Origin of the sequence: Allobosea lathyri (genome assembly GCF_900108245.1) — a bacterium.
Classification (GTDB): domain Bacteria; phylum Pseudomonadota; class Alphaproteobacteria; order Rhizobiales; family Beijerinckiaceae; genus Allobosea; species Allobosea lathyri.
Genome location: NZ_FNUY01000004.1, coordinates 95,329 through 120,877, shown reverse-complemented (window position 1 = coordinate 120,877; position 25,549 = coordinate 95,329). Strand labels below are relative to the sequence as shown.

The 25,549-nt window shown below is 63.6% G+C and carries 22 protein-coding genes and 1 pseudogene; 13 read left to right on the top strand and 10 right to left on the bottom strand.

The window, feature by feature from the left end:
* The first annotated feature begins 207 nt into the window (after positions 1-207).
* The 7 genes from C4S73_RS11105 (at position 208) to C4S73_RS11075 (ending at position 6,736) form a co-directional block, all read left to right on the top strand.
* Positions 208-960, top strand: coding sequence for an SDR family NAD(P)-dependent oxidoreductase (locus C4S73_RS11105; protein ID WP_103872571.1), 753 nt, complete (start codon positions 208-210; stop codon positions 958-960).
* Positions 961-1,039: 79 nt separating this feature from the next.
* Positions 1,040-1,888 carry a transketolase gene (locus C4S73_RS11100; protein WP_103872570.1) on the top strand — a complete coding sequence of 283 codons (849 nt, stop codon included), beginning with the start codon at positions 1,040-1,042 and terminating at the stop codon, positions 1,886-1,888.
* A complete protein-coding gene (locus tag C4S73_RS11095) occupies positions 1,885-2,913 on the top strand; it encodes a transketolase family protein (protein WP_103872569.1) in 1,029 nt (342 codons plus the stop codon). Before C4S73_RS11100 ends, C4S73_RS11095 begins: the two co-directional genes overlap by 4 nt.
* 52 nt (positions 2,914-2,965) lie before the next feature.
* A complete protein-coding gene (locus C4S73_RS11090) occupies positions 2,966-3,850 on the top strand; it encodes an NAD(P)-dependent oxidoreductase (protein WP_103872568.1) in 885 nt (294 codons plus the stop codon).
* 51 nt (positions 3,851-3,901) lie between these two features.
* Positions 3,902-4,918, top strand: a complete 1,017-nt coding sequence (locus tag C4S73_RS11085; RefSeq protein WP_103872567.1) for a TRAP transporter substrate-binding protein — start codon at positions 3,902-3,904, stop codon at positions 4,916-4,918.
* A 4-nt stretch (positions 4,919-4,922) separates the two neighbouring features.
* Complete coding sequence (locus C4S73_RS11080) at positions 4,923-5,480, top strand: TRAP transporter small permease (RefSeq protein WP_103872566.1); 558 nt, start codon at positions 4,923-4,925, stop codon at positions 5,478-5,480.
* Positions 5,477-6,736 carry a TRAP transporter large permease gene (locus tag C4S73_RS11075; RefSeq protein ID WP_103872565.1) on the top strand — a complete coding sequence of 420 codons (1,260 nt, stop codon included), beginning with the start codon at positions 5,477-5,479 and terminating at the stop codon, positions 6,734-6,736. Before C4S73_RS11080 ends, C4S73_RS11075 begins: the two co-directional genes overlap by 4 nt.
* Before the next feature lie 268 nt (positions 6,737-7,004).
* Here the strand turns inward: C4S73_RS11075 and tkt are convergent, their stop codons facing one another.
* Complete coding sequence (gene tkt, locus C4S73_RS11065) at positions 7,005-9,017, bottom strand: transketolase (RefSeq protein ID WP_342210571.1); 2,013 nt, start codon at positions 9,015-9,017, stop codon at positions 7,005-7,007.
* A gap of 237 nt (positions 9,018-9,254) precedes the next feature.
* On the opposite strand from tkt, the pseudogene C4S73_RS29045 reads away from it, so the two are divergent.
* A pseudogene (locus tag C4S73_RS29045) lies at positions 9,255-9,470 on the top strand (transposase); the annotation flags it as partial.
* 47 nt (positions 9,471-9,517) lie between these two features.
* On the opposite strand, the gene C4S73_RS11055 reads toward C4S73_RS29045, so the two are convergent.
* Complete coding sequence (locus C4S73_RS11055; RefSeq protein ID WP_160115730.1) at positions 9,518-10,396, bottom strand: helix-turn-helix domain-containing protein; 879 nt, start codon at positions 10,394-10,396, stop codon at positions 9,518-9,520.
* Positions 10,397-10,651: 255 nt separating this feature from the next.
* Positions 10,652-11,737, bottom strand: a complete 1,086-nt coding sequence (locus C4S73_RS11050) for a helix-turn-helix transcriptional regulator (RefSeq protein WP_160115729.1) — start codon at positions 11,735-11,737, stop codon at positions 10,652-10,654.
* Positions 11,738-12,523: 786 nt separating this feature from the next.
* On the opposite strand from C4S73_RS11050, the gene C4S73_RS11045 reads away from it, so the two are divergent.
* Both C4S73_RS11045 and C4S73_RS11040 read left to right on the top strand, forming a co-directional pair.
* Positions 12,524-13,603 (top strand): GGDEF domain-containing protein, encoded by a 1,080-nt coding sequence (locus C4S73_RS11045; RefSeq protein WP_244595555.1) that lies wholly within the window; start codon positions 12,524-12,526, stop codon positions 13,601-13,603.
* Between the two features lie 112 nt (positions 13,604-13,715).
* Entirely contained in the window at positions 13,716-15,674 is a 1,959-nt protein-coding gene (locus tag C4S73_RS11040; protein WP_103872558.1) for an EAL domain-containing protein, read from the top strand.
* 186 nt (positions 15,675-15,860) lie between these two features.
* On the opposite strand, the gene C4S73_RS11035 is transcribed toward C4S73_RS11040, so the two are convergent.
* From C4S73_RS11035 to C4S73_RS11010, 6 genes are all read right to left on the bottom strand, one after another.
* Positions 15,861-16,514, bottom strand: a complete 654-nt coding sequence (locus C4S73_RS11035; RefSeq protein ID WP_103872557.1) for an RraA family protein — start codon at positions 16,512-16,514, stop codon at positions 15,861-15,863.
* A gap of 41 nt (positions 16,515-16,555) precedes the next feature.
* Entirely contained in the window at positions 16,556-17,578 is a 1,023-nt protein-coding gene (locus C4S73_RS11030; protein WP_200827984.1) for a C-terminal binding protein, read from the bottom strand.
* 26 nt (positions 17,579-17,604) lie between these two features.
* Positions 17,605-18,360 (bottom strand): amino acid ABC transporter ATP-binding protein, encoded by a 756-nt coding sequence (locus tag C4S73_RS11025; protein WP_103872555.1) that lies wholly within the window; start codon positions 18,358-18,360, stop codon positions 17,605-17,607.
* Positions 18,357-19,157, bottom strand: a complete 801-nt coding sequence (locus tag C4S73_RS11020) for an amino acid ABC transporter permease (protein WP_103872554.1) — start codon at positions 19,155-19,157, stop codon at positions 18,357-18,359. The genes C4S73_RS11025 and C4S73_RS11020 overlap by 4 nt, the downstream gene beginning before the upstream one ends.
* 6 nt (positions 19,158-19,163) lie before the next feature.
* The gene (locus tag C4S73_RS11015) at positions 19,164-19,871 is read right to left on the bottom strand and encodes an amino acid ABC transporter permease (protein ID WP_103872553.1); all 708 of its coding nucleotides are present in this window, start codon (positions 19,869-19,871) and stop codon (positions 19,164-19,166) included.
* A 105-nt stretch (positions 19,872-19,976) separates the two neighbouring features.
* On the bottom strand, positions 19,977-20,834 hold the full coding sequence (locus C4S73_RS11010; protein WP_103872552.1) for a transporter substrate-binding domain-containing protein: 858 nt from the start codon (positions 20,832-20,834) through the stop codon (positions 19,977-19,979).
* 144 nt (positions 20,835-20,978) lie between these two features.
* Between C4S73_RS11010 and C4S73_RS11005 the strand changes: the two genes are divergently transcribed.
* The gene (locus C4S73_RS11005) at positions 20,979-21,902 is read left to right on the top strand and encodes a LysR substrate-binding domain-containing protein (protein WP_103872551.1); all 924 of its coding nucleotides are present in this window, start codon (positions 20,979-20,981) and stop codon (positions 21,900-21,902) included.
* Between the two features lie 36 nt (positions 21,903-21,938).
* Here C4S73_RS11005 and C4S73_RS11000 read toward each other — a convergent pair whose 3' ends face one another.
* Entirely contained in the window at positions 21,939-23,153 is a 1,215-nt protein-coding gene (locus tag C4S73_RS11000) for an ABC transporter substrate-binding protein (protein ID WP_244595554.1), read from the bottom strand.
* Here C4S73_RS11000 and C4S73_RS10995 point away from each other — a divergent pair.
* Together C4S73_RS10995 and C4S73_RS10990 are read left to right on the top strand one after the other, a co-directional pair.
* Positions 23,134-24,021 carry a LysR substrate-binding domain-containing protein gene (locus C4S73_RS10995; RefSeq protein ID WP_160115728.1) on the top strand — a complete coding sequence of 296 codons (888 nt, stop codon included), beginning with the start codon at positions 23,134-23,136 and terminating at the stop codon, positions 24,019-24,021. The genes C4S73_RS11000 and C4S73_RS10995 overlap by 20 nt on opposite strands.
* Before the next feature lie 183 nt (positions 24,022-24,204).
* Positions 24,205-25,548, top strand: a complete 1,344-nt coding sequence (locus C4S73_RS10990; RefSeq protein WP_103872548.1) for an acyclic terpene utilization AtuA family protein — start codon at positions 24,205-24,207, stop codon at positions 25,546-25,548.
* The last annotated feature ends 1 nt before the right edge of the window (position 25,549 follow it).

Here is a 25,549-nt window from a genome sequence, read left to right as displayed (position 1 = left end):
TCCCTGACTGGAGACACGCGGCTCGATTTAGATCGATGAATGAAATTCATCCAATAGCGCATTTTTTGCGTTTTTCACAATGGGAAAGACGAGTCAGTGTCAGGCTTAGAGTATGGCGCGAAAAAGTTGGAGCCGGTTTCTCGCGTAAGCCATGCTCTGACTCTTGGTCGACGTGATCCTAGAAAAAGAACGCCCTAGGGAGTTGAAATGCTGCTTCAGAACAAGACCGCCGCGATTTCCGGCGCCGCCAGCGCGCGCGGCATCGGCCTCGCCACGGCAAAGCTCTTCGCCGCCAATGGAGCGCGGGTCGCGATCCTCGATATCGACGAGGCCGCCGCGAAGACGGCTGCGGCCGAGCTCGGTTCCCAGCATGTCGGTCTCGGCTGCGACGTCGCGAACAAGGCGTCGTGCCAGGCCGCGGCCGACAAGGTCGTCGAGGCCTTCGGTCAGATCGACATCCTGGTGAACAATGCGGGCGTGACCCAGCCGGTCAAGACTCTGGAGATCGATGAGGAGAGCTGGGACCGTATCCAGGACATCAACTGCAAGGGCGTCCTGTTCCTCAGCCAAGTCTTCATTCCGCACATGCAGGCGCGCAAGCGGGGATCGATCGCCTGCATGTCCTCCGTTTCGGCGCAGCGCGGCGGCGGAATCTTCGGCGGCCCGCATTACTCCTCCGCCAAGGCGGGCGTGCTCGGCCTTGCCAAGGCGATGGCGCGCGAATTCGGACCGGACGGCATCCGTGTGAACTGCGTGACGCCGGGCCTGATCCAGACCGACATCACCGGCGGCAAGCTGACCGACGAGTTGCGCGCGGAGATCACCAAGGGCATCCCGCTGAACCGGCTCGGCGATGCCAGCGACGTGGCGGGCATTTACCTGTTCCTGGCCTCCGACCTCTCGGCCTACGTCACCGGCGCGGTGATCGACGTGAACGGCGGAATGCTGATCCACGGCTGAGCCCTTGTCGCCCGCCGGGCACCTGGCGGCCCAAGCCGCCATCCCATCCGATGACCGATCTTCAGGAGGCTCCGTGCCCATGAGCACCGCTTCACTTGGCCACAATGTCTCGCTCGAGCGTCGCGCCTGGAACATCAGGCGCCATGCCATCCTGATGGGCGAGGTGCAGGGCCAGGGCTATATCGCGCAAGCGCTCGACATCGCCGATGTCCTCGCCGTCGCCTATTTCCACGCCATGCGCTACCGGCCGGACGACCCGGATTGGGAGGGGCGCGACCGCTTCCTGCTCTCGAACGGCCATTATGCGATCGCGCTCTACGCGGCGCTGATCGAGGCCGGGATCGTCCCGGAAGAGGAGCTGGAAACCTACGGTTTCGACGACAGCCGCCTGCCGATGTCCGGCATGGCGAGCTACACGCCGGGCATGGAGATGTCGGGCGGCTCGCTCGGGCTCGGCCTGTCCATCGCGGTCGGCAAGTGCCTGGGCCTCAAGCGCAAGGGTTCGGACAGCCGTGTCTATACGCTGTTCTCGGATGGCGAGCTGGACGAAGGCTCGGTGTGGGAGGCGATCATGTCCGCCGCCCATTACAAGCTCGACAATCTCGTCGCGGTCGTGGACGTCAACAACCAGCAGGCGGACGGTCCCTCGAACGCCGTCATGGGTTTCGAGCCCTTGAAGGAGAAGCTCGACGCCTTCGGCTGGTTCGTGCAGCGCGTCGACGGCAACGATCTTGCCGCGGTGCGGGCCGCCTTCGACGCCGCCAAGGCTCAAGCCGGCCAGGGCAAGCCCAGCATGATCATCGCCGACACCTTGATGGGCAAGGGCGTGCCGTTCCTCGAGGCGCGCGAGAAGAACCATTTCATCCGCGTGGACGCCCATGAATGGCGGCTGGCGCTCGATGCGCTCGACGAGAGGAAGCCCGCATGAAGCCCGCTGCTGCCAACCCCGGCCTCGGCAAGTCCGACGCCGGCAAGCCGCGCTTGACCACCTCGGCGATGATCGCCTCGATCGCGGGCGAAGGTCAGCGGACCAAGCCCGCCCCCTTCGGCCATGCGCTGGTCGAACTGGCGAAGCAGGATCCCTCGATCGTCGGCATGACGGCCGATCTCGGCAAATATACCGATCTGCACATCTTCGCGAAGGCCTTTCCCGATCGCTATTACCAGATGGGGATGGCGGAGCAGCTGCTGTTCGGCGCCGCTTCCGGCCTCGCGGCGGAAGGTTTCACCCCCTTCGCAACGACCTATGCGGTCTTCGCCTCGCGCCGGGCCTATGACTTCATCCACCAGACGATCGCGGAAGAAGACCGCAATGTGAAGATCGCCTGCGCGCTGCCGGGCCTGACCTCGGGCTACGGGCCGTCGCATCAGGCGACCGAGGATCTGGCGCTGTTCCGCGCCATGCCGAACATGGTGGTGATCGATCCGTGCGACGCGCATGAGATCGAGCAGGTCGTTCCGGCCATGGTGCGGCACAAGGGCCCAGTCTACATGCGCCTGCTGCGCGGGCAGGTGCCGCTCGTGCTCGACGAATACGGCTACAGTTTCGAGCTCGGCAAGGCCAAGCTGCTGCGCGACGGCTACGAGGTTCTGTTCATCTCCTCCGGCATCATGACGATGCGCGCGCTGGAGGCCGCGAAGGCGTTGGAGAAGGACCGGATCGATGTCGGCGTGCTGCATGTGCCGACCATCAAGCCGCTCGACACGGCGACGATTCTCGCAGCCTGCGCGAAGCCTGGCCGGCTGGTCGTGGTGGCGGAGAACCACACCGTCAACGGCGGTCTCGGCGAGGCGGTCGCCGGCCTGCTGATGCGGGAGGGCGTGCATCCGGCTTTCCGAATGATCGGCCTACCCGACGAGTTCCTCGCGGCGGGCGCCCTGCCGACGCTGCACGATCGCTACGGGATCTCGACCGAGGCCTTTTGCAACAGGGTCAAAGCCTGGCTGAAATAGCCTGAATGTGTCGAAGCTCCTGCCAAGAGGAGCGAAATGCCGGGAGGGATGGATGAAGACGATCGGCTTCGTGGGGCTGGGCTCGATGGGCCTGCCCATGGCGGTTAATCTGGGCAGGGCCGGTTTCGCCGTGACGGGGTTCGACCTGCGCGCCGAAGCCCGCGCGGCGCTGGAAGCGGCAGGGGGGCAGTCGGCCGGCGCGCTCGCGGACGCATTCTCGGGGCGCGACGCCGCTGTTCTCATGGTCGTGAATGCAGCGCAGGCCGAGGATATCCTGTTCGCGCAGGCGGCGCTGACGCATCTCTCGCCGGGGAGCACCGTCATCCTGATGGCGACCTGTCCGCCGGCGGCCGTCGCTGCGCTCGCGGTCCGGGTGGAAGCGGCCGGCCATGCGCTGGTCGACGCGCCGGTATCCGGGGGTGTCGTCGGCGCCGAGGCGGGCAGCCTCACCATCATGGCGGCCGCGCGCCGGCCGGTCTTCGATGCGGTCAAACCCGCGCTCGACGCCATGGGCTCCAAGGTGGTGTTCATGGGCGAGGAGCCGGGGCAGGGGGCGACGGCCAAGGCCGTCAACCAGCTGCTCTGCGGCGCCCATCTCGCCATCGCGGCCGAAGGCCTTTCGCTGGCCGAGAAGCTTGGCGTCGATCCCGAGCGGATGCTCGACATCGTATCGGGCTCGGCCGCATCGAGCTGGATGCTGAAGGACCGCGGCCCTCGCATGCTGGAGAGCGACCCGCGCGTGACCAGCGCGATCGACATCTTCGTCAAGGATCTCGGCATCGTCCTCGAGGCCGGGCGTGACGCGAAGGCGGCGCTGCCGATGGCAGCGATCGCCCATCAGCTTTTCCTGTCCGTCTCCGGGCGCGGTCTCGGTGCGCTGGACGACAGCCAGGTGATCGCCGCCTACCGGGCGCTTCAGGGGCGGGATGCAAGCTGATCGACAGTAAGTAGCAAAAGCCGTCGAAACGGCAAAACAAGGGAGGACTTGATGACGAAACCCAATCTCTCGACCGGAGGCCTGAGCCGCCGGACTATGCTTGTGGCAGGTTTGGCGATGCCGGCTGTCCTCGCCCTGCCACGCGGCGCGCAAGCGCAGGTCACCATGACGCTTGGGCACAATGCAGCCGCCGGCAATCCGCGCGGGCTCGCGGCCGACAAGTTCGGCGAGCTGATCAGGGAGCGCAGCAACGGCCGCCTCGCGGTCCGCGTCGCCGGCGCCGAGCAGCTCGGCAACGAACAATCGCTGCTGACGAGCCTGCGCACCGGAGCGGTCGACATGACCGTCAACAGCCAGGGCTCGACCTCCGCCCTGTTGCCCGAGCTCGCCGCGCTCGGCCTGCCCTTCCTGTTCGCGAATTCCGCTGCGGCCTTCAAGGTGCTGGAAGGCCCGATCGGCTCCGAATTCGACCAGCGTTTCGCCAAGATCGGCATGGTGCCGCTCGGCTGGTGGGATAACGGCATCCGCCACATCACCAACAGCAAGCGCCCGATCGTGAAGCCCGCCGATCTCAAGGGGCTGAAGATCCGCACGCCGCCCGATCCGATGACGATCGACATCTTCCAGTCGCTGGGGGCGGGCACGGAGCAGATCTCCTTCGGCGAACTCTATGTCGCGCTCCAGCAGGGCGTGGTCGACGGCCAGGAGAACCCGCTCGTCAACATCGCCTCGTCAAAGCTCTATGAAGTGCAGCGCTACATCTCGCTCTCGGCTCACAAATGGGAATGCTCGCCGTTCCTGATGTCGCAGATCACCTGGATGCGGCTGTCGCCGGCCGACCGTGACATCGTCAAGGCCGCGGCCAAGGAGGCGGGAGAGCTGCAGCGCAAACTGTTCCTCGATGCCGACACGAAGTTCGCCGGCGAGTTCAAGGCGAACCCGAAGCTGCAAGTGAACGAGGCCGACCAGGGTGCCTTCCGCGAGGCTTCGGCCAAGGTCTACGACACCTGGAAGGCCAAGCCCTTCGGCGATTTCGTCGACAGGCTCGCCAAGGCTGCGAGGGGCTGAGGTCATGGAAGAGCAACGCGAGAAGGGGTGGCGCGCAAGCGCCATCGCCGCGGCGTACGGCATAGACCGCCTCGCCGCCAGATTGTGCGAGGTGATCGTCATCGCTGTCGGCTCGGCGCTGCTCGCCATGCTCACCGCCAATGTCGGCGCCCGCTACGTGCTCGATTCCGGCGGCTTCCGCTTCGCGCAGGAGCTGCCGGAGCGGCTTTTCCCTGTTTTCATCATGGCGGGTGTCGTGCTCGGCGTGCAGAAAGGCGGCCACATGGCGGTGGAGACGATCCTCGCCATGCTGAACCGCGAGGGCGCCCGGATCATGCTGCTGGCCGGGCATGTGATCGTGATCGGCAGCTATATCCTGCTGAGCAAGGATATCCTGCTGCTCGCCGAGATGCTCTGGATCGACCGCTCCCCGGTGATGGGGATCCCGGCGAGCTATGGCTACTACACGCTCGCCGTGGGTCTGGCGCTCATCATCGTCGTTACCGCGACACAGGCGGTGCGCGTCGCCCTGATGGGGCCCGAGGCGATGCCGATCCCCGCCCCCGAAGAGTCGGTCGCATGAGCATCACCCTCATCCTTTCCTTCACCATTCTGATGCTGCTCGCGATCCCCGTCGGTCATGCGCTGATCGTGGCGGCGGGAGCCGCCCTGCTCGTGCAGGGGCAGATTCCGCTGACGATCATCGCCCAGCAGATGTATCAGCAGACCCAGTCCTTCCCGATGCTGGCGCTGCCCTTCTTCATGCTCGCGGGCTCGCTCATGCTCGGCGGCGCGCTCGGCAACGAGCTTCTCGCCTTCGCCTCCAAGGCGATGCAGCGCTGGCGCGGCGGGCCGCTCTCGACCACGGTGGTCGCGTCGGTGGTATTCGGCGGCGTCTCGGGCAGTGCGGTCGCCAATGCCAGCGCGCTCGGCTCGGTGCTGATCCCCTGGCAGAAGCGGCAGGGCTATCCGGCCCCGCTCTGCGCCGCCAACAACGCGACATCGGCGATCATCGACATCCTGATCCCGCCCTCGATTCCACTGATCCTGTATTCACTGGTCTCGAACGTCTCGATCGCCGACCTGTTCACGGCCGGCATCCTGCCCGGCCTGCTGATGGCCGGCGGCTTCATCGTACTGTGCAGCTGGATCGCGCGCCGTCGCGGCTATGTCTCGCTCGAGGCGCCGGTCTCTAAGGCGGAGCTGGCGCGGCTCGCGTGGCGCAGCATGCCGGCGCTGCTGATGCCGGTCTTCATCCTGCTCGGCCTGCGTTTCGGCATCGCGACGCCGACGGAGATCGCCGTTCTCGCCGTGCTCTACGCAATGGTGCTGAGCGTCGTGCTCTACCGCGACATGACCTGGAACCGATTCCGCGTCAGCATGGTCGAAGCTGGCGTCGCCACAGGCGTGGTCATGCTGGTGATCATGGGCTCGGCCATCGTCGGCTGGATACTGACCTTCGACCAGGTGCCGCAGCGCTTCGCCGAATGGGTTTCGGCGACGATCTCGAATCCCTATCTCGTCATCCTCGCGATGAACATCCTGCTGCTGCTCGTCGGCATGCCGATCGACCTGCCGCCGGCGATCCTGCTGTTGGGGCCGATCTTCGTGCCGCTGGCGGCCTCGATCGGGCTCGATCCGGTCCAGCTCGGCATCATCATGGTGCTGAACCTTGGCATCGGGCTTTACACGCCGCCGATCGGGACGACGCTGTTCATCTCGACCTCGATCGCCCGGACTTCGCTCGGAGAAACGACCCGCGAGCTCTGGCCCTTCTTCGGCGTGGCGATGTTGGTGCTGCTGCTGATCAGCTACGTGCCGGCGCTTACGATCTACTGAAATCGCGGCGAAGAACTTCGCCGAACAAGAAAGGCGGCCCGCAGGCCGCCTTTTCGTTGCTTCCGATGATGAATGCTGGAGAGCGCCGCCTTCCCGGAGCGTAGTGGCGTCCGATCAGTCGGGCGCGACGACGTTGCTCGGGTTGCCCGCGACGAAATTCTCGATGTTGTCGATGAGCTGGTCGACCAAAGCCTGCTGGGCCTCCGTCGAGAGCCGGCGCGACGGTGTCGCGGTCGAGAAAGACGATCCTGTGCATGGCGCTCTCCGGCTACAGGCGTTCGCGGGCTTGCGCGGCGACGGCTTCGGCGGTGATGCCGAAATGCCGGTAGAGTTCATCGGCCGGCCCAGAAGCCCCGAAGCCGCTCATGCCGACGAAGCCGCCCTCCTCGCCGATCCAGCGTTCCCAGCCGAATTTCACGGCGGCCTCCACCGCCACGCGCACGCAGCCTTCGCCCAGTACGGCCTTGCGGTACGCCCGGTCCTGCGCCTCGAACAGACTCCAGCACGGCATCGAGACGACCGCCGTGGGAATGCCTTCTCCCTGCAGGATATCGCGGCCCGCGAGCGCGATCTGCACCTCCGAGCCCGTCGAGAGCAGCGTCACCCGGCGCGCGCCGCCTTCTGCTTCCGCGAGCACATAGGCGCCGCGGGCCGAGCGGTTCTCCCGGCAGCCGTCGCGGCGCAGCTGCGGCAGGCTCTGGCGCGCGAAGACGAGCGAGATCGGGCCTGTGCGGTGCTCCAGCGCGATCTCCCAGGCTTCGGCGGCCTCGACCGCGTCGCAGGGGCGCAACACCAGCATGTTCGGCATGGCCCTGAGCGAGGCGATGATCTCGACCGGCTGGTGAGTCGGTCCGTTCTTGCCGATGCCGATAGAGTCGTGGCTGAAGATGAAGATCGTCGGCAGGCCCATCAATGCGGCCATGCGCATGGCCGGCCGCTCGTAATCGGAGAATGGCAGGTAGGTCACGGCGAGCGGGATCACGCCGCCATGCGCCGCAATGCCGTTGGCCAGCGAGCCCATCGCATGCTCGCGCACGCCGCAATGCAGATACCGGCCGGCCCGGTCGCGCGCGGTGAAGGCGGCGAGCTGGCGCTTGTGGTTGGTCGGCGCCTCCAGATCGGCGCAGGCCGTCACGACCTCGGGCAGCACGTCGTAGAGCCTCGCCGCGATCTCGCCCGATGTCGCGATCGAGAACTCGGCCCTGCCCTCTCGGGCGGCGCGTTCCTTGAAGGCGTGGATCGTCTCGCGCCAGCCATCCTTGAGGGAGCGCGTGTGAACGCGCGCGAATTCGTCGCGGGCGGCATCGCTCGCCAGGCCGAGGCGCTGGCTCCAGGCTGCCCGCTCCTTCGCTCCATGCGCGGCGGTCTCCCGCCAGGCCGTTGCGATCGCCTCCGGGATGTCGAAAATCTCCCCTACCCAGTCGAAGCGCGCGGCCATATCGGCGCGATCTTGCGCGATGAGCTTACCGGAATGGCCGCCACGCTGACCCTCCAGGCGCGGAACGCCGTGCGCGATCACGGTCTTGCAGGCGATCATCGAGGGGCGTGAATCGGCCTTGGCGGCGGCTATCGCGGCATCGATCGCGGCGATGTCGTGGCCATCGATCTCCTGAACATGCCAGCCAGCGACGCGGAAGCGTTCGGCGACGTTCTCGGAGATCGACAGTTCGGTCGAGCCATCATCGGTGATGGCATTGTCGTCCCAGAAGAAGGTGAGCTTGTTCAACCGCAGGTGTCCGGCAAGTTGGATCACCTCCTGTCCAAGCCCCTCCTGCAGGCAGCCGTCGCCGACGAAGGCCCAGGTGCAATGATCGATGAGGCCGTCGCCGAAGCGGGCGTTCAGCGCGGCTTCGGCAATGGCCATTCCCAGCGCGTTGGCGATGCCCTGGCCGAGCGGCCCGGTGGTGGTCTCGATGCCGGCAGGCGGGTCATATTCGGGATGTCCGGCGCAAGGTGAGCCGAGTTCGCGGAAGCGCTTCACCGCGTCGAGCGAGATATGGCGATAGCCGCTCAGATGCAGCAAGGAATAGAGCAGCATCGAGCCATGGCCGTTCGAGAGCACGACGCGGTCGCGATCCGGCCAGGTCGGGTCCGCCGGGTCGAATTTCAGATGCCGGGCGTAGAGTGTCGTCGCGATCTCGGCCATGCCTAGCGGGACACCCTGGTGACCTTCTCCCGCGGCAAGAATGGCGTCGATGGAGAGAAATCGGATCGCATGGGCCATTTCGGCAAGAGCGAGCGGGCTCGGACCAACAGGCGTGATCTTTGGTGAAACGTTCAAGCGCTGCCTCTCGCGGTCCAAATTCCGGAGAGCATATTGTGCCGAAATTCCAGCGCCGGCTTAAACGCGAAATTTAGAGCGACACATGAACGTAACTCAGCTTTCAATGCCGGAGCGGCTTGCACGGCTCGGTTCAGGCGAGCTCGATTTCACCAGCGGTCGCGCAGAGGTGACCGAAGCTGTTCGAGGCTGTTCGGCAACTTTGGCATTGTTGGATTTGCGTGGTTCACGCTTTGGATGTGGACAACATCAAGCCGAGGCCGGATGGCCGCGATCGAGAAGAAGGCGAAGCGCTATCCGCGCGATCTGACCGATGAGGGGTGGTCGGCGGTCGAGGCGTTTTCTTCCGCAGCGCGAAGCGACGGGCAGTCCGCGCGGAACCGATTTCGCGAGGTGCTGAACGCGACCCGCTATCTCGTCCGCTCGGGCTGCGAATGGCGCATGCTGCCTAAACCACGCTCACCGCGTCCTGGTTGGCGGAGCAATCTGCGGCGCGGAGATCAGGCTTTGAGCGCGCGAAGCAGGCTGCCCAAATCGCTCGGCTGGCCATCTGTTCGCGCAGGTCGCGGCATGCTCTCGCCCTTGTCTTGCGCCGCTGCCGCGCGTTTCTCGCTGGGGCTGCAGCCGAACTCAGCTCGGAATGCGCTGTAGAAACTGGAGGCATCGGCGAAGCCGAGGCTTTCGGCAATCTCGAAGATGGGACGGACGCTGCCTTCCCGGCACAGTTCCGCCTCCGCCTCGCGGAGGCGCCGGCGCCTGATATAATGCTGCACTCCGCCCAGCGGCTCGGAAACCCGGTAGAGCCGCGAACGGGAAATGCCCAGGAGGCGGCAAAGCTCATCGGGACCGAGCGTCGGCCTCCTGAAGCGTTGCTCGACCAATTGGCGAACCCGCTCGCGCCAGACGATGTCGATTTGCCCCTGTGCTTCGGCCTGACGATCGGAGGAGGGCGCCAGGCATGCCGCGATCATCGCTTTTGTCGCGTCGGTGACAGCCGGGATGTCGGCTTGTTTCAAGTCCGGCAAACCCCGCTCGAGAAGCTGGATGTAGTCCCCCAGCAGGCCCGCGATCGGCGTGTCGAGGGTGCGGTTGCGGGCGAGATCGAGCGCCCCGACGATGCTTTGCAGGGCGTCGCGCGGCATGAAAAGAGAGCAGCTCTCGCATTGCGCGTTTTGCCCGTCGAAACTGTCGGCGAGCGACAGCAGGAGCGGGGTTGCGGGCTGGGTGACGAGGACCTTGTCTCCAATCCGAACCTTCGAGCCGCCAAACCTTGGGCAGATGATGAACCAGTGGTCGACGCTGTCCCTGCGCAATTGGCGCGCGTCGCGAACGAAATTGGCGGGCGGTATCGTGGCACAGCTCACCGCAAAGGCGTTCAACTGCCAGACGCTATGCCCGACCTTGAAGCCTGCCTCCCTTTCGAGACCGGCGAGATGTCGGCGACAGCACCGCAATGCTCCCGCCACGCGTCGAACTGTTCCGACGCCTTGATCGCGCTGGTCGAAAACCGGACGGGCTGGAGATGGTCCGCCGCAGCCTCTGCTGCGCCATGGAGGGCGTTGTCCTTCGCCTGCATCGTTCATACCCGCAGATGCCAACCAGATTCGTCGCAACTTAAAGTGAGGTGCCGCTGCTCAGGTCGAAAGGCGCCACAGTAGCTCCCGGAGTCCTGTCGCCTTGCCGTTGACCGGCCAGGACGGTGATACGATCTGCGGCATGCCCGCCTGTGCTGCCGCTCTGGCCTCGCCGGGGCTGAGGCCGAACTCCACCCGAAATGAGCGGGCGAAGCTCGATGCGTCGCTGAAGCCGAGGGCCTCGCCGACGTCTCCGGTGCTTTGCATATTGTCGGGATCCGACAGCTCGGCATGTGCGGCATGCAGGCGCTGGCGCTGGATATAGCGGATGACACCGCCATGATGTTCGAAGAGTCGGTAGAGCCGCGTTCGCGAAATACCGACATGGCGGCAGAGTTCCGTAGCTCCCAGTGCGGGTGACCTCAGATTCAGTTGCACTGCGAGCCTCGCACGCTCGAACAGGGTCGCGGAGAGGGGCACGCGCGCTTCATCCCGAGGCTCGCCGTTCGCCGAGAGGCAGGAGTTGAGCATGGCTTGGGTCGCCAAGGCGAGCTGCGGCACTTCGCTCCTGGTCAAAGCGGGAAGCCGCCTCTCGACCGCCAGGAGATAATCGATGAGCATGGCTCCCCGGCCGCTGCCGGGGATCATCTGTGAGCCGCTGTCGAGCTCATTCGACAATGTTCCGAGAAGATGACGCGGCACGATGACGCCGATCAAGCCGCTTTCCATTCGGGCTTCAAACGGGCGGCCAAGCGAATGAAGCAACAGGCGTTCCGCTCTCTTCCGGCGAATGGGCAATGCCGCTTGCGTCGGCAGTAAGCGTCTTTTCGGGAAGCTCAGCATCCAGTGGTCGACCGGTTCCTTTCGTATCAGGCGAGGCGTCCGGCGATGAAGCAGACTTGGTGCAGAAAGCCGGAAGAATGCGAGGCTGCCCATGTCCCAGATGGACGCTTCAGCGGCGAGGCCGTCCCGCTCCGCAGTGATGGCCTCAACCTCCGCAACGGGCGAAATGAACGAGCTCCATTCGTCAAACTGCTTCGGCTTTGAGAGCTTTTCCGTGGTGAACAGAATGGATGGAGGCCACATTCTGATGGCCGAATTTTGATTCGAATCGGATTTATTTTGACGATTGGCGGATCTATTCATTGGAAATGCGCCGATTACCCAATGTTTTGTGAAATTTGTTTTAGTTTGCTCGCATATAGATCTAAGAATATGTTTTGAATCTGCGCTATCGATTTTATTAACGTTAGGTCGGCTCCGAGATAAAATACCACATTGTTTGATTTTCACCATGTTTGGCCTGCGTGAAACCTGCATTTATGGACGGGCTGCACGGATTTGAAACGCTGACGTTATCGCCAACTCGGAGCGGGTCTCTATCCTGGATTGAACGAGCCATCGCGACCTGAGTCTCTCTGGAAGCTGCCCTGGTCGGGAGAGACATCAGAGGTGTCGCTGTGAATTCGCGTGATCAAGCCAAGGCACGAGATGGAAGACATCCGTGCCTGTGCCTCGATGAGTTGGGGTTGCAGGTTTATCGAGGCTTCTATTGCGGGCGTTGTCGGCTTTGAGCGCGTTCGGCATCAGCAAGCGCGGCGAAATTTCATTGGCCGAATGCAGCTGTCTACGCCGGGAATGTCCGTTGGCGCTCATAGCCCGTCTGGCATGCAACTCAAGGGGAAACGGGCCGGGCTGGACAAGCAACCGGCGGCATCAGGTGAAAAGCAATAATGCTTTCATGAAAATGAAGGCTCCGTTGTGATAGGTAAGTTCCTTGAAGATGATCGTTCGTCCGGATTCCTCCAAAAAATAAATGAAACGAACTATAAATTCAACACGCGTGGATTGTTGTTCGGCATACTGATCTACAATCTTTACCTCATCGTTGATTCATGGTTCGTTCCCGATCTTATCGGGATAGATATCTTCATGCGTCTCGTCATCGTCTCGCCGCTTCTGTTTCTCTATCTGCCCGCCCGGCATTTCGCCATGAAGGCGAGACCGGATGCGATTGCGCATGAGGTTATCCATGCATTGGGCTGCATGCTCGTGGTCGCCTCGCTCATGTACATCTATGCCAATGCCAGAACGACGGCTGCGAGCGAGTATTACATGGGTGTCGCCACCGTCGTGATGTATATGAACACTGTACATCGCAAGCCATTGCTGCTGGCCGCTCTCGGCACGGCGGGTTGCCTGGCTGTCTTCATCATCGGCATGCAATACGTCACCGTCACGAGCGAGGAAGCCAAATTGCCGGCGATCCTGTGCTCGATCGGGATCAGTCTCGTCTCGCTTTTCGCCGCCTACCGCATCGAGGGGGTCGAACGGAAGGACTACCTCGCCTCGCTCCGCGAGAAGACGTTGCTGGCGCGTATCCAGAGTGCGAACGCCGAATTGCAGCAACTCTCCAATACCGATCAACTCACCGGCATTCCCAACCGCCGCGGTTTCGACGCGGCCGTCGAGGAGACCTATCGCAGCAGCGGCCGGCCGCGGGCTGTCATCCTGCTCGATGTCGACTACTTCAAACATTACAACGACGCGATGGGCCATCCCGCCGGCGATGAGTGTCTGCGGCTTATCGGCAATGCGCTGCGCACCGCGCTCAGGAACGACCGGGAAAGCCAGGATTTCGTGGCACGCTACGGTGGCGAGGAATTCGCGGTGCTGCTGGAGAAGTGCTCCCAGCCCGACGCCCTGGCCGTCAGCGAAAGGCTGCGGCGGACCGTATCCGATCTCGCGATCGCCCATCCTGCCCGGCCTGATGAGCGGGACATCGTGACGGTGAGTCTCGGCATCGCGGTATCGAGCCATCGCAATGAAACGATCGCGCAGGCGCTCGGTCGTGCGGACGCTGCGCTATACGAGGCCAAGCGACAGGGCCGCGATCGCTCCGTGCTGGCGCATGAGGATGCCGAGTGGGTCGTGGCGCAATTGCACTCTGGTCCTGAACCGGTCGCCGAAACGAGCGCAGACCGCGCGCGCAACAAGGAGGCCGGTCGATGATCGCGGCTTGTGCTGCCGAAAGGTCCATCTCTTGCGCGAACAGACGGTCTCAGGCCGGATATGAATGCGGAGCTTTTGGTGCTCGCCACGCCCATGATCAAGGACGCAGGGGATGATGGCAGCGATCACCAGCCAGTTCGGCGCCTCGGCGGAAGAGCTGCCTTTCCTGTTGCTGCAGGCGGCCGCTGTCGTCGGCATCGTCTCGGTTCTCATTCTTCTGCGGCGCGATATCGGCCTGGCTGATAAACGCTTCAAGGTCTATTACGGCTTCATCTTCGGCATGGCGGGCTTTCTGCTGGCCCTGCTCGTTTCCGAATTCATAAAGCTCCCCTCAAAACCCTATATCCGCTCCGATCTGCTGTTCTTGGCCGGGCTCTTCGGGGCATGGCAGGGCGGGCTGATCTGCCTGCTCATCATGGGTGTGGCCCGTTTCGTATTCGGCGGTCCGGCCTTCCTGCTCGCGGGCCTCATCGACATGGCCGTCATCGCCGGCGTCGGCGTGATGATGCATGGCTGGATGCGCTCGCGCTCACTCATGCAGCTCGGCCTTGCCGATGCAATGATCGTCTTCACGGTCCGCTTGCTCGCGTCGCTGCTGGCCGTATCGTTCACCTATGGGATGGGGATGATCGGCCCCGACATCTTCTGGAGCAATTTCGGGCGGCGCATCGTCAGCTCGGCCGTCACGCTGCCGATGATCGCATGCCTCTTCCTCGTTCTTCGCAGCGAAGCGCGTGCGCGCGAGGAGGCAAGGCAGCGCGAAGCTGCTGCTCGAACGGATTCCCTGACCGGTCTGCCCAACCGGCGCGCGCTGAAAGACTATATCGAGGCGCTTACACCCGTCGAAAAGGTCGAGTCCCGGACCATCGTTCTGGTCGAAATCATCAACATGGCCGACGTCGCCTCGATACATGGCGATGACTGGGGCGACAAATTCTGGCCGTATCTCGCGGAGCAGATTGTCTCTGGCGAGGTCGGTGCGGCGCTGAAGCCCTATCGGCCGCGCTGCTTCCTGTTCGGCGATGCGACCCTGGCTATCGTGCTGCACGGACCGATGGCCCAGGATATCCAACGCACCGGGTTGATGACGCGGCTCCATGCCGGTTTGACGGCGCAGTTCCAGATCGGTGAGGCCGGCCCGATACCGCATCTGAGAATCGGTGCCGCCAATCTGGACGCGCATTCGCCGCAGACGATCTCCTCTACCCTGCGAAATCTCAGCTTGGCGCTCCGAGGCAGTGACAACCCCATTCAGATCTTCTCGGGCTCATTCGCCGAGAAGGCCCAATCGGACGAGCGCGTCCGGCTCCTGCTGGTCGAGTGGATCAAGGGCGCCAACCCGCCGCTCTGCTACCAGCCGAAGCTTGAAATACGCACCCGCTGCATGGTCGGCGCCGAGGCCCTGCTTCGCGCAGTCGATGCGAGCGGGAGGCCGCTTTCGCCCTATTATGTGCTCGAGATCGCCGAGCGTCACCGGCTGCTCGTCGAGTTCGAATGGTCGACAATCGAGGCCGTCGTCCGGGACCTGCGTGAACTCGACAGCGTCGAGCCCGATCTCCATCTCGCGGTCAACATCTCCGCTTCATCCTTCGCCACGGCCCGCTTTGGCGAACGTGTCGTGACGCTCCTGCGCGACATGGCGGTTCCGGCGCATCGCTTGTCGATCGAGGTTACGGAGACGAGCAAGATGCCCACGATCGACATCGTCCAGCGGAATTTCGATGCGCTGAGCCAGGCCGGCGTCAAGCTGTCTCTCGATGATTTCGGCACGGGTTACGCGGCGCTGACCCTGCTGGCGCGTTTCCCCTTCGCGGAGGTCAAGGTCGATCACTGGATGACCGCCAGACTCGATCAGGCCAGGATCAGGGAAGCGGTGGCCCTGGCCTTCGAGAGCGCCCGGCGCTATGGCGCCAAGCTCGTGACCGAAGGCATTGAGACCGAGGAGCAGCGCCAGCTGCTGATGCAGATGGGCGTCGAGTTCGGCCAGGGCTATCTCTACTCTTCGGCCATACCATTCGGCGGATTAGTGGATTTCGGATCCCGCAGCAGAACGATGCCCGCTTGCGCCTGAGGCGACGAGGGATCCAGTTTCCGCCCACAGCACGCGGCTGACGGACCATTGGTGCGGCAGGCAAGCCATCGGCTTGCCCAAATCGGTTTGACGGGAAAGGCCCGACGCCGTTTCGCCATGGCGGCCTGTTCATGCGCGAGGCCCTGACGGCTACAGACGCGCTCAAGCGGACTATGTCGCGGCTGATTACTTTGCGCTGGGAAGCTCGAACATCGTTGGTATCGACATGCCGTTGCGGATGTCGCGTATCCAGCTCTCTTCCTTGAGGAGATGAGCTTGCGCGGCCTTCAGCACGGTGGGCGCCAGTTCGAGCGGAACGATGACCACGCCGTCATCGTTGCCCAGCACGATATCGCCCGAGCGCACCGGTACTCCAGCGACCGAGACCGTGCCGTCGATCGTCCCGCCAAAGCCGTGATGGGGGCCGCGCGGTACGACGGAGCGGCAGAACATGGCAAACCGCGCCTTGCGCATATCCGCAACGTCGCGGATCGCGCCATCCACGACTGCGCCGCCGAGCCGGCGATGGACGGCTTCCTCCGCCATGACGCCGCCCCAGACGGCGGTATCCTCGACGCCGCCGGCATCGACGACGATGATCTCGCCGGGCAGGGCGTTGCTGATCAGCGAGCAGATCGGCCCGCAATCGCCGACCATGGTCGTCACCGTGCGGGCCTGTCCGCAAAGTGTGAGGCCTTCGATGATGGGTTTGATCGTCGCGTTCATCACCTGGGTGCGGTTCATGCAGTCCGAAGCCACGGCTGGCGGGATGGCGCGCCAGGCATCCAGTTCGTCCTTGCTCAGAACCCGGAACTGAGTGTCGCATTGTTGAAAGGCCATGGGTCGCTCTCTTCTCGTAAGGCTGCGGGGAGGGTGGCGGGCTATGAGGCCTTCACGTCCCAGCCTGGATTGACGTTGTTCCGGAGCCGTCCTTCGAACAGGAAGTCGAGCAGGATCTCGGCGGAGAAGGTTCGCATGTCGAGATAGCCGGCCTGCGAATAGAAGGCGGCGTGCGGTGTGACGACCAGCCTGCCTGCCAGCCAGGCTTCGTCGTTTCGCCACGCCTCGATCAGCGCCGGCGCTGGGACGGGCGGTTCCTTCGGCAGGACATCGAACCCGGCGGCGGCTAAATGCCCGCTCTTCAGGGCGTCGTGGACCGCGTCGACATCGACCAGACCGCCTCGGGCCACGTTGATGAGAATGCCGCCGGGCTTCATCGATGCCAGCTCGCGCTTGCCGATGATGTTGCGGGTCTTGTCCGACAGGGGGACATGAAGGCTGACGACGTCCGAACGGCCCAGCAGATCGTCCAACGTCTTGACGCGCTCGACGCCGAGGCCAAGTTCATGACCTTCGGGCAGATAGGGATCGTGGTAGATCACGTTCATGTCGAAGGCGGCGGCGCGGCGGGCGATGGCCGTCCCGATGCGCCCCATGCCGATGGCGCCGAAGGTGGTGCCCCTGATGCGGCGGACCACGGGAACGTCCTCGGCGAGGAAACCGGCGACGAGGTCGGCCTTCAACCTGGCCTCATAGGAGCCGAGTCCGCGCACGAGATGGAGGAGCATGGCCAGCGCGTGGTCGGCCACCTCGGTGGTGCCGTAGTTCGGTACGTTGGAAACCGGAATGCCGCGCGCCCGGCAGGCCTCGCCGTCCACATTGTCGAAGCCGACGCCAACGCGCACGATCAGGCGGCAGTTGTCGAGCTTGGCGACGACGTCCCGCGTGAGCTTCATCCGGTGCCAGATCAGTATTGCTTCGCAGGAGCGCCAGGTTTCGTCGGGAATCGCCGCCGGGTCGGTCTCGTCGAAGACGAGATAGTCGAGGCGATCGCCCGAAACGCCGCGCTCGACATCGAGATCGCGGAGATGCGCGTCCGGGACCAGGACCTTGAGAGGTTTCATCAGATCGTTCCTTGTGATGCTCTTGTTCAGAGAACCTTTTCGAGAAAGCTTTTCAGCCGCTCGTCGCCTGGCGCCTTGAAGATCGTGCTTGGGGGGCCGTGCTCGACGATCACGCCACGATCGGTGAAGAAGACCTCGTCGGCGACCTCCTCCGCGAAACGCATCTCATGGGTCACGAGCACGCAGGTCATGCCTTCGCGGGCCAGATCGCGAATGACGCTCAGGACTTCGCTGACCATTTCGGGATCGAGTGCGGCGGTGACCTCGTCGAACAGGATCACGCGCGGCTGCATGGCAAGGGCGCGAGCAATGGCGACGCGCTGTTGCTGGCCGCCGGAGAGTTCGCCGGGATAGGCGGCCTCCTTTCCCGTCAGCCGGACTTTCGCGAGCAGCGACAACGCCCTTTCGCGAACCTGCGTGGGATCTTCGCCCAGCACCTGGATGGGCGCCATGGTCAGGTTCTGCAGGACGGTGCGATGCGGGAACAGATTGTACTGCTGGAAAACCATCGCGACCTGATGCCTGAGAGGCACGAGATCCTTGTCGCTCTTCAGCGTCTCGACCGCGAAGGAACCGACCCTGATCGTTCCGCGATCGATTGGCGTCAGGCCGTTGATGCAGCGCAGGATGGTCGACTTGCCCGAGCCCGATGGCCCGATGATGCAGACCACGCCGCCGTCCTGAACGGACAGGGAAACGCCCTTGAGCACGGGGAAACTGCCAAAGGATTTGTGGACGCCCTGGAGTTCGATCAAAGGGCGGACTTGCTGGTCTGGCGTCATTGGCGAACTCGCACGCGTCGCTCCAGCCAACGGGTCAGGATGGCGATCGGGAAGCAGAAGATGAAGAAGAGAAACAGCACGTAGAGGTAGATCGCGGTGGCGTAATGCGCGCCGTCGCTGGCGATCACCGTGCGTGCCACCGACAGGACATCGGCGGCCCCGGTCACGACCACCAGGCTCGTGCCGATGAACAGCATGGCGTAGGTCGTCATGAGGTTGGGCGTCATGAACGGTATCGCCTGGGGGACCACGACATGGCGCAGGATCTGGAGCCTGCGATATCCGAGCGAGCGTGCGGATTCCCACTGGCCGCTCGGAATGGCCTCGACGCCGCCGCGAAACACTTCGGCGATGTTGGCCGTGACCGGCAGGGCCAGGCCGATGACGGATTTCACCAGCGGCGACAGGAAAAACGTCGTTCCGAAGAGATCGACCTCGAAAGGCAGCAGATAGAGCATCGCATAGAGAACGACGAGCCAGGGCGAGTTCCGCAGGATGTTCATGACCAGCACGGACGGCGTCCGCACCGCTGCCGACTGCGCGATCAGGCCGATGCCGAGCGCTACCCCGGTGATTCCAGCGATCAGCATCGCCCACAGGCTGATGATGATGTTGGCGGCGAAACCGCCCTCGAACCGGCTGAAATCAGGTGAGCCGGATAAAAGGAGCGGCGTGCGCACGGCCAGCGCCTGCACGACGCGGCCGGTTTCCGCGCCATAGACGGTGACCAGAATGGCGCTCAGGACGAGCGTGACGCCGACAACGCCGAAGGTGAAGGCTTTGAGTTCACTGTTCATGGCGGATCACATCCCGTAGCCGGGGATGCGGACGGCCGCTGCGATGCGGCGCGCCGCGACGACAGCGAGGCTCGCGATCACCACATAGATGATCCAGATCAGGATCATGACCTCCAGATTGCGGAAGGTTTCGAGCATGATCTGGGTCGCGCCGTACATGATGTCCGCGACGGCGACGAGAACGGCCTGCGACGATGTCTTGATCAGGCTGACGACGTTATTCGTCATCGCGGGAATGCTCATGCGCAGGCCGATCGGCAGCTCCACATGCCGGAACGTCTGCAGCCTGGAATAGCCGAGGGAGCGCGCTCCCTCGACCGTCTGGGAGGGAACGGCGAGCAGGCCCGAGCGGATGATCTCGACCGCGATCGCGCCGTTGTAGAGGCCAAGCGAGAGCACCACGCAGGTGAAGCCGCTGAAGAGCGGTATGCTGCGTCCCGTCGCGGAGTCGGTCAGGGTCAGGCCTATTTCCGAGAGCATGAAATACAGGAAGAAGAGCTGCACGAGCGGTGGCGTGTTGCGGAAAAGCTCGACGAGGATCGTCGTCAGCGTCTCCAGCACCGGCAGCCGGAAGTGGATGCAGGCGGCGCCGGCGATGCCGATGATGAACATCAAGACGATGCCCAGCAGGCTCATCAGGATCGTCGTGCCGAGGCCGCGCAGCAGCCATTGCTGATAGAGCGGGTCGGCGAGCCAGCTGAAATCGAGAGTCATCGCCTTCCGAATCCTCGGATCAATGCTGGAGTCAGCCGGATTTGCCGGCTGACTCAGGAGATCGGATGGCCAAGCGCAAAGGCTGAGGCCATCGCCAGGACGGGATCAGTTCGCCTTGACTTTCGCGGCGGCCTCGGCCGCGCGCTTGGTGACGTAGTCGCTGGCGCCCATGTGGAAGCTCTGTTCCGCCGAGGTCAGGACATTGGCGGCTTCCGCCGCGATGATGGCCTTGTTGACCGTTGCCAGGAACGCGGCCTCGCCCTTGCGCACGCCTCCCGCGATCGGGATGTAGTCGAAGGTCTCCAGCGCGATCCTGTACTTGTCCTTCCAGCCGTCCTCGGCAACCTTCATGGTCAGGATCGGGCCGTCAAAGGCGATGCCTTCGCAGCGATTGTCCTGGAAGGCCTTGAACATCTCGGCCGTGCCGGTGAAGAGCACCGTCTCGGCACCGTATTTTTCGCTCAGGGTGCGGTTGTACAGATTGCCCTGGATGCCGCAGAGCTTGCGCCCCTTGACGTCTTCCCACGTCTTGACCGGCGTGTCCCTGGCGGCCAGCAGGACGATGCCGGCCATCTTGTAATACTCTTCAGTGAAGTCGAGCACCTTGGCCCGGTCGGCGTTCTTGCCGAGCGTCGCGAAGATCACGTCGATGCGACCCGCATTCAGAAGCTCGATCCGGTTCGAGGCGATGACGGGAACGAGTTCGATCGCCGTATCCGAGCCGAAGATCTGCTTGGCGACGAACTTCGCCAGATCGATCTCGAAACCCTTGATCTCGCCTTTCGCGTCGAGCGAACCGAACGGCGGATAGTCGTTCTTGATGCCTGCGATGAGCTTGCCGCGCTGTTTGACGCGGTCGAGCTGGTCGGCCTGGGCGCCGCCTCCGAAAGCGAGGCAGGTGGCCAGCAGAGAAATAGCGGCGAGCGGCTTGGCGAAGCGCGGCTTGGCGAAGCGAGACGTCATGGAAATCCCCTTTTTCCGGGAGCGCTCCTTATACCGATCAGCAACTGTCGGCGCGGCGCTCTGATACACAGGATCGCCTTGCTCATCATAATTTCCTAATAGATAATTGCATTATCAAAATAAGTAGAACTTATGGCGTCCGCAATGAATGTTCGGCAGATCGAGGCCTTCCAGGCCGTCATGGCAACCGGCAGCGTCACTCGCGCGGGCGAACGCCTCAGCATTTCCCAGCCGGCCGTCAGCCAGCTGATCGCGCAGCTGGAGCGCCATTGCGGCTTTCGGCTGTTTGACCGGCAGGGCAGCAAGATCGCTCCAACGCGCGAGGCGGAAGCGCTCTACATCGAAGTCCAGCGCATGTTTATCGGCGTCGGGCAGATTGCGCGCGTCGCGACGGCGCTGCGCGACCAGAGTTGGGGCTCGGTGAGTCTGGCAGCTTTCCCAGCCATCGCGCGGCGGGTGATCCCCGAAATCCTGTGGAGCTTCTGCGAGGCACATCCGGACACGCGCTTCCGGCTCGAGAGCATGCGCTCTCGCAGCCTGATCGATGCCGTGGCCGCCCAGCATGTCGATATCGGGTTGAGCATCCTGCCGGGAGACCGCCCCGAGGTGGAAAGCACGCATCTGCACCGCCTGCGCGGGCTCTGCATCCTGCCGGCGGCTCATCGCCTGGCCGGACGCGAGGTGATTCATGCGCGCGATCTGGCGGACGAGAACTTCATCTCGCTGGGTCCGCAGGATCACTCGCGGTTCATGATCGACAGGATATTCGACGAACTCAAAGTCCCCCGCAAAACCCGGATCGAAGCGGGGCAGTCCGAAACGACCTTCTCCTTCGTCGCCGCCAATGCCGGGGTCGCGGTGGTCGACCCGATCAGCGTCTACAACAATGACGACAAGCGGATCGCCGTCAGCCGTTTCGAGCCTGCGGTCGAGTTCGACATCTGGCTGATCCGACCCAAGGCGGCGCGCCCGTTCAACCTCGTCGACAAATTCGTCGCCTTCACGCTCGAACGGCTTGCCGCCTTCGTCTCCGATCTCGACGATACGGGAACGCCGCCTCGAGTCTGAACTCGGGCGACATTCCCTTCGCACTGGCCGTTTGCGTTATTTCTTCGCCGCCACACTGCGATTGAACGCCTCGATGATAGCGGCGCGATTGGCGTTGATCTTGTTCCAGTCCGGAAGCGCAAGACTTTTGATCGAACCATCGGCGCCCCAGGGCATGCGCTGCCTGGCGTTTTCGGAAAGGTCCACACCCGCCGTCGCCGGCCCGACATAGATTCGTTCCGCCATGCACTTAGCCGGCTCTTTGCCTAGCGCATAATTCACAAATTTTTCCGCCGCCTCCTGTTTCCTGCTGTTGGCGACGAGGTGCAACCGGATGTCGCCGCCGATCGCGCCCTCCCTGGGCACGACGAAGCCGATCGGCAGCTTCTGGTCGCGCATCGCATAGGCCGAGCTGGCATAATGAGCGCCGATGACGGTCTCCCCGCTTTGGAAGAGGTTGGTTCCCGCGCCCGCCGTGTCGAAATAAGCTGCGACCTTCAGCTGCTTCAGCTTGTCGAACGCCGGCGCCACATTGTCGGCCGTTCCGCCGAGCAGGCCGGCCAGATGAACGATGAATGGCACGCCCATGGCGTTCGATGGGCTGGGGAAGGTGACCGCCCCGGCGAATTCCGGCTTCCAGAGGTCGAGCCAGGAGATGGGGGCCTGCTTGATGTCCTTGCTGTTATAGGCGAGGCCGAGCGAGTAGAAGCCGGTGCTGACGGCGAAGATGGCGCCGCTTCCGTCCTTGTAGAGTCCTTCGGGAATCATGTCGGCGACGGCCGGAACCCTGGCGGGATCGATCGGCTTCAGGAGTTTGTCGGCAGCGGTGATCTCGGACACGCCGCCATCGATCCAGACCGCGTCGAGCGTCGGTGCATCCTTCTGCTGGCGCAGCTTGCTCAGGGTGACGCCCGACACGCCCGGCTCGGGAACGACGCGGATCTTGGTGTCGCGCGTGAACGGGTCGATGATGCAGGCCTGCATGGCCGCGCCCCACTCGCCGCCATAGGTCGCGACCGTGATCGATTCCTGTGCTTTCGCCGGCAACGCGCCAGCGGTGCCTGCGAGCATGACAGCACATGCGAATGCATGACGTTTACTGATAAACATGCCTTCTCCTCCAGCGTTTTGGTATCTTTCCTCTGAGCGTGATATGAGGGAGCGGCTTTGCGCCCGCATCAAATTGAAATTGGCGCGACTGAGATAACTTGCAGCTATGAACATCCGGCAGCTTGAAGCTTTCAAAACCATCATGGAGTTGGGCAGCTTCACCCGCGCCGCCGAGAAGCTGCATTTGTCTCAGCCCGCGGTCAGCAAACTCATCTTCCTGCTCGAGCGAAAATGCGGCTTCGCCCTGTTTCACCGGCAGAAGAACGGGGTCATCCCGACCGCCGAAGGGCAGATGCTCTATTCCGAGGTTGAGCGGGTTTTCCTCAGCGTCGATTCCGTATCGGCGCGGGCGCGCGCGATCCGGCAGTTCGACTATGGCGAGATCAAGCTCGTTACGTTTCCATCATTGGCGACGCGGGTCCTGCCGCCCATCCTGGCCGAGTTCCTGACGTCGAGACCGGCCCTGCGCGTGACGATGTCGAGTCGCAACTCCTGGCTCCTGGTCGACAGGGTCGCCTCGCAAGGGGTCGATGTTGGCTTTGGCATGGTCGCCTCGGAGCGGCCCGGCGTGCGCTTCGAGAAGCTCTGCTCCATGGAGGCGGTTTGCGTCCTGCCGCCCAGTCACCCGCTGGCTGACCGACCCGTCATCAGGGCGGAAGACCTTCACGGCGAGCGCTTCGTGGCGATGGTGGAGGAGGACCGCGCCCAGCTCCAGATCGACAATGCCTTTGCCGAATGCGGCGCGGAGCGCGAGATCATCCTCAAGGTGCAACTGACCGAAGCCTGCTGCTCCTTTGTTGCGGCCGGTGTTGGAGTCGCGGTTGTCGATCCGCTCAGCACGGTCGGTTTTGGGCCCGAGCAACTGGTCGTGCGGCCTTTCCGGCCGGCGGTGAGCTACGACATCTGGGTGGTCACGCCGAGCTTTCGCGAGACCTCGCTGAGCGCCCAGGCGCTGATCTCTCATGTGCGTGCGCAACTGGCCCGGAAGCTGGATGAAATTGCCAGGGTGATCGGCAGCGAAAATTCCTGATCGACACGGCGGCGCGCGCGTGTTGAGCGTTCAGGCATATCCTCAGGTTATCTCTGAGGCGTCAGAAGCGATTTGACGAAGATGCCTCGCAAGCGATCAATTGCAGTGGAAATGAATCTTGTCCGGATACATCCGATGTATTCGTGGGCGATATTCATGTTCAATTGCAATTTGAGGTAGATTATGACCGCCATTACGGTTCTGACTCCAACGGGAACGTTGGGGTATGGTTTCGGCGACGAAGCGCTGGCGCGTGGCATGTCGCTGGGGCCGGCGGTCATCGCCGTGGATGCCGGATCGACGGATCCCGGCCCGCATTATCTCGGTTCCGGCAAGCCGCTGGTGTCCGACGTCAGCATCAAGCGCGAGCTGACAGCGCTGATCCGCGCCGGCCGCGAAGCTGGCATCCCGGTGATCGTCGGCAGCGCCGGAGGGGCGGGCTCAGGCGTTCAGGTGGAGCGGACAGCCAGGCTGGTCCGTGAGATCGCCGAGGAACAGGGCCTCGGCTTCAGGCTGGCGACGATTCGCTCCGATATTCCGATCGAGCGGGCGAAGCAGGCTGTCGCCGCCGGCGAGATCATCGATTTCGAGGCGGGCAGTGCCCTGACGAGCGAACTCCTCGACGAGACCGTGATGCTCGTTGCCCAGATGGGGCATGAGCCGATCTGCGCGGCGCTGGACGGTGGCGCCGAGGTCATCATCGCCGGGCGTGCCTGCGACGATTCCGTCATCGCCTCCTTCCCGATCTGGCGTGGGGCCGATCCCGCTTTGGCGATCCATATGGGCAAAATCCTGGAATGCGGCGCGTTTTCCGCCGAGCCCTTCGCGATGGATGTGATGCTTGGCACATTGCACGCGGATAATTTCGTGCTTGAACCGGGCAGCACGGCACGGCGGGCCTCGGTGAAGTCGGTCGCCGCGCATTCCCTTTACGAACGCGAGAACCCTTTCAAGCAATCCGGCCCCGGCCACGAGATCGACCTTTCGGCCTGTTCCTTCGAGCAGATCGGAGAGCGTCAGGTCCGGGTCCGAGGCGCGAAGCTGACCGAAACCGCCGAGTACTACGTCAAGCTGGAGGGCGCGAAGCTGGCGGGCTATCGCTCGATCGCGATCGCCGGCATCCGCTGCCCCACCACAGTGAAAGCGCTCGACGCGATCCTCGCCGATGTCAGGCAGAAGGCGCTTGTCTATTTCGCGCCTGCCCCCGTCACGATCACCTTCCACGTCTATGGCCGTGACGGGGTGATGAAGGAACTGGAGCGCGAAACGACGCCCCAGCGCGAGGTCGGACTGGTGATCGAGGTCACGGCGGCTGACCAGGAGCTCGCCCATGCGGCCTGCCACCAGATCAGCGGCGCGATGCTGCACTATCACTACCCCGGCGTGATCAACACCTCCGGCAATCTCGCCTTCCCGTATTCGCCGTCGGATATCGACCTCGGGCCGGTCTACGAGTTCAGCGCCTATCACCTGATGAAGGTCGCTTCGCCGAACGAACTCTTTCCCGTCAGCTTCGAGGATCTCTGAG